This is a genomic window from Mesorhizobium sp. M7A.F.Ca.CA.002.05.1.1 (genome assembly GCF_003998335.1).
GTDB lineage: Bacteria > Pseudomonadota > Alphaproteobacteria > Rhizobiales > Rhizobiaceae > Mesorhizobium.
The window spans coordinates 1-3,160 of sequence record NZ_RZQI01000712.1 but is presented as its reverse complement, the minus strand read 5'-3'; the positions used below and the strand labels follow the sequence as shown (position 1 = coordinate 3,160).

The 3,160-nt window shown below is 65.7% G+C and carries 2 protein-coding genes and 1 pseudogene; 1 reads left to right on the top strand and 2 read right to left on the bottom strand.

The window, feature by feature from the left end; genetic code table 11:
• Window positions 1-533 (bottom strand): annotated as a pseudogene (locus tag EN939_RS27130) (sensor histidine kinase); the annotation flags it as partial.
• 140 nt (window positions 534-673) lie between these two features.
• On the opposite strand from EN939_RS27130, the gene EN939_RS27125 reads away from it, so the two are divergent.
• The gene (locus EN939_RS27125; protein WP_127270823.1) at window positions 674-2,002 is read left to right on the top strand and encodes a dicarboxylate/amino acid:cation symporter; all 1,329 of its coding nucleotides are present in this window, start codon (window positions 674-676) and stop codon (window positions 2,000-2,002) included.
• A gap of 69 nt (window positions 2,003-2,071) precedes the next feature.
• Here EN939_RS27125 and EN939_RS27120 read toward each other — a convergent pair whose 3' ends face one another.
• On the bottom strand, window positions 2,072-3,100 hold the full coding sequence (locus EN939_RS27120) for an ROK family protein (protein ID WP_127270821.1): 1,029 nt from the start codon (window positions 3,098-3,100) through the stop codon (window positions 2,072-2,074).
• Window positions 3,101-3,160 lie beyond the last annotated feature (60 nt).

Sequence of the window (3,160 nt, the reverse complement as noted above, 5' to 3'; positions counted from 1 at the left end):
TTGCTGGCTGATATGGCGATGCCTGCCGTATCGATGATGTAGATGGCGGATGCCGAGGCATCGCCGGCAATCGACTTGAGCTTGTCGTTGAGGGCCTTTTCTTTCATTTTTCCGGCCCGGCGCAGAGCGCCGCGCACCGCATCGTCTCTGGCCAACACCAGTGGAACCAGGCGCTGCTTTTCGATTTCGCCGGTCAGGGTTCCCGCCGCCAGCGGCAGTGCGGCGAGTGCCGTCTCGCGCAGATTATCGGCCGCCTGGCCGGAGGCGATGCGCCCGGCAATGGCAATCACGCCGGCCAGAAAGGCAAGAGCGACGACCACGGCAACCCAGCGGCCATCGCGCAGCCGCGCCACGGCCTCGCGCAGCAATCCACGGCCGGCAAATCCGGGGGATCCGCTATCGGTGCCTGCTTGCGGCGTCTGCCCTCTCCCCTTTGCTCGCGGCCTTTCGGCCAGTGTAATGCGAAAATCCGCCCAGGCAAACACTGCCTGTGCGGAAATCCGCACAGGCTTTGGCCGCATGACGTCAGACAAAGGCGGAAATCCCGTGGTTCCGGCCTTTCCGCGAACTGGCACAGCGCTTGCAAAACTCCCTGGCAGCGGCGTGCGACCGGAGCGCCGCGATGGGAGAAGTCACGCAGGGCGCTCCGCCCCATCCGGCCAGGGAGAGTTCGATGCACATCGCAGACCATTCAGGCGCGTCTTCCGCGCAGCGCAAGCCTTTCTATGCCCAACTCTACGTGCAGGTGCTCGTCGCGATCACCGTCGGCATCCTGCTCGGCCATTTCTATCCGTCGGTCGGCGAGAGCATGAAGCCGCTCGGCGACGCCTTCATCAAGCTGGTCAAGATGATCATCGCCCCCGTCATTTTCCTGACCGTGACTACGGGCATTGCCGGCATGAGCGACCTGCAGAAGGTCGGGCGTGTCGCCGGCAAGGCGATGCTCTATTTTCTCACCTTTTCGACGCTGGCTCTGATCATCGGCCTTGTCGTCGCCAATGTCGTGCAGCCGGGCGCCGGCTTCAACATCGACCCGGCGACGCTCGACGCCTCGACCATCAGCAATTACGCCGCCAAGGCGCACGACCAGTCGGTCACCGGGTTCCTGATGAACATCATCCCGTCGACCATCGTCGGCGCCTTCGCCGACGGCGACATCCTGCAGGTGCTGTTCTTCTCGGTGCTGTTCGGCATCGCGCTGGCGTTGGTCGGCGACAAGGGCACGCCCGTGCTCAATTTCCTGCAGGCGCTGACGACACCGATCTTCAAGCTGGTCAGCGTGCTGATGAAGGCGGCCCCCATTGGTGCCTTCGGCGCGATGGCCTTCACCATCGGCAAATACGGCATCGGCGCGGTGATCAATCTCGCTATGCTGGTCGGCACCTTCTACGTGACGTCGTTCCTGTTCGTGTTCGTCGTGCTTGGCGCGGTCTGCCGCTACAACGGGTTCTCCATCCTGTCGCTGATCCGCTATATCAAGGAAGAGCTGCTTTTGGTGCTGGGCACCTCCTCATCGGAAGCCGCCCTGCCCTCGCTGATGGAAAAGATGGAGAAGGCCGGCGCCAAGCGCTCGGTCGTCGGCCTGGTCATCCCAACCGGCTATTCCTTCAACCTCGACGGCACCAACATCTACATGACGCTGGCGGCGCTGTTCATCGCACAGGCGACCAACATCCACCTGTCTATGGGTGACCAGATCCTGCTGCTGCTGGTGGCCATGCTTTCCTCCAAGGGTGCCGCCGGCATCACCGGGGCCGGCTTCATCACCCTTGCCGCGACGCTGTCGGTGGTTCCGGCGGTGCCGGTCGCCGGCATGGCGCTGATCCTCGGCGTCGACCGCTTCATGTCGGAGTGCCGGGCGTTGACCAACTTCGTCGGCAATGCTGTCGCCACGCTGGTGGTGGCTCGCTGGGAAGGCGAACTCGACAAGGCCAAGCTGGCCAGAGCGCTGGCGGGCACGGCCGACGATAGCCTGCCGGCGGACGTTGTTCCCGCCGAGTAATGACGCGCGGTCAATGCGTAAAAGGCCGGAGGCGTGCTGCCTCTGGCCTTTGTCATGCAGGTCGCAACGTCAGACCGTGCCGGTCTTGCTCAGCGGCGTGTCCGGAAACGTGCTTGGGCCGACAGGCATGCGGGCTGCCAAAGTGCCCCCGTCGTCGAACAGCACAAGGCTGGCGGCGCCGACGAGCCCGGCATGGCGGCCAAGCTGGGCCTGAACGACCGGCACGTCGCGATAGGCGCGCATGGCCCGTTGCCTGATGGTCGCCTCGATGGTCGGCAGCATCAGATCGAGCCCATTGGCGATGCCACCGCCGACGACCAGCACATCGGGCGAATAGAGATGCAGGAGATTGGTGAAGCCAACGCCCAGCCAGCGCGCTTCCTCCTCCAGCAAGGCCGAGGCAAGAGCGTCCTGCAGCCGTGCCGCCTCGACGACATGGCGGCCGGTCACCTCCGCGTCCGCTGACAAGCGTCGCAAGGTAGAGCCGTCTCCGGCTGCCGTGGCGGCGCTGGCGCGGCGGCCAAGTGCCGTTCCCGACGCGATGGCCTCGAAGCAGCCAACGACACCGCATACGCAGCGCTCGCCTTCATTGGTGATGGTCATGTGACCGATCTCGGCTGCAAGGCCACGGCGGCCATGCAGGATGCGCCCGTCGACGACGACACCGCCGCCGATGCCGGTCGAAACCGTGACAAAGACCAGCGAGCGAGCGCCATGACCGGCGCCGAAGCGCCATTCGCCGAGCGCCGCGGCATTGGCGTCGTTCTCCAGCCGCACCGGCAGGCCGAGCCGCCGTTCCAGGATGTCGGCAAGCGGCACGTCCAGCCAGCCGGCGAGCGTCGGCGGGCCGACGGCGATGCCGGCCAGCGGATCGAGCGGCCCCGGTGCACCGACGCCGACGCCGACGACCGAAAGTGCCGGGGCCTCGGCATGGACTGTCGCCGCCAACGCCTCGATCTGGCCGATCACCACATCGGGACCGGCCAGCGCCTGCGTCGGCACCGCCGCGAATGCCAGGATCTTGCCGTCGCGGTCGACCAAGGCGGCGCGAAGCTCCGTCCCGCCAAGATCGATCGCAAGGGCGGCTTCTGATGTCATGCCGCGACCTTCAAGCCGTGCAGCCAGCCGATGCGGCCGGCGAGATCCTTGTCACCGAAG

Coding starts and splice junctions, on each gene's coding strand:
- EN939_RS27125 (WP_127270823.1), top strand. CDS start 674: ATGCACATCGCAGACCATTCAGGCGCGTCTTCCGCGCAGCGCAAGCCT.
- EN939_RS27120 (WP_127270821.1), bottom strand. CDS start 3,100: ATGACATCAGAAGCCGCCCTTGCGATCGATCTTGGCGGGACGGAGCTT.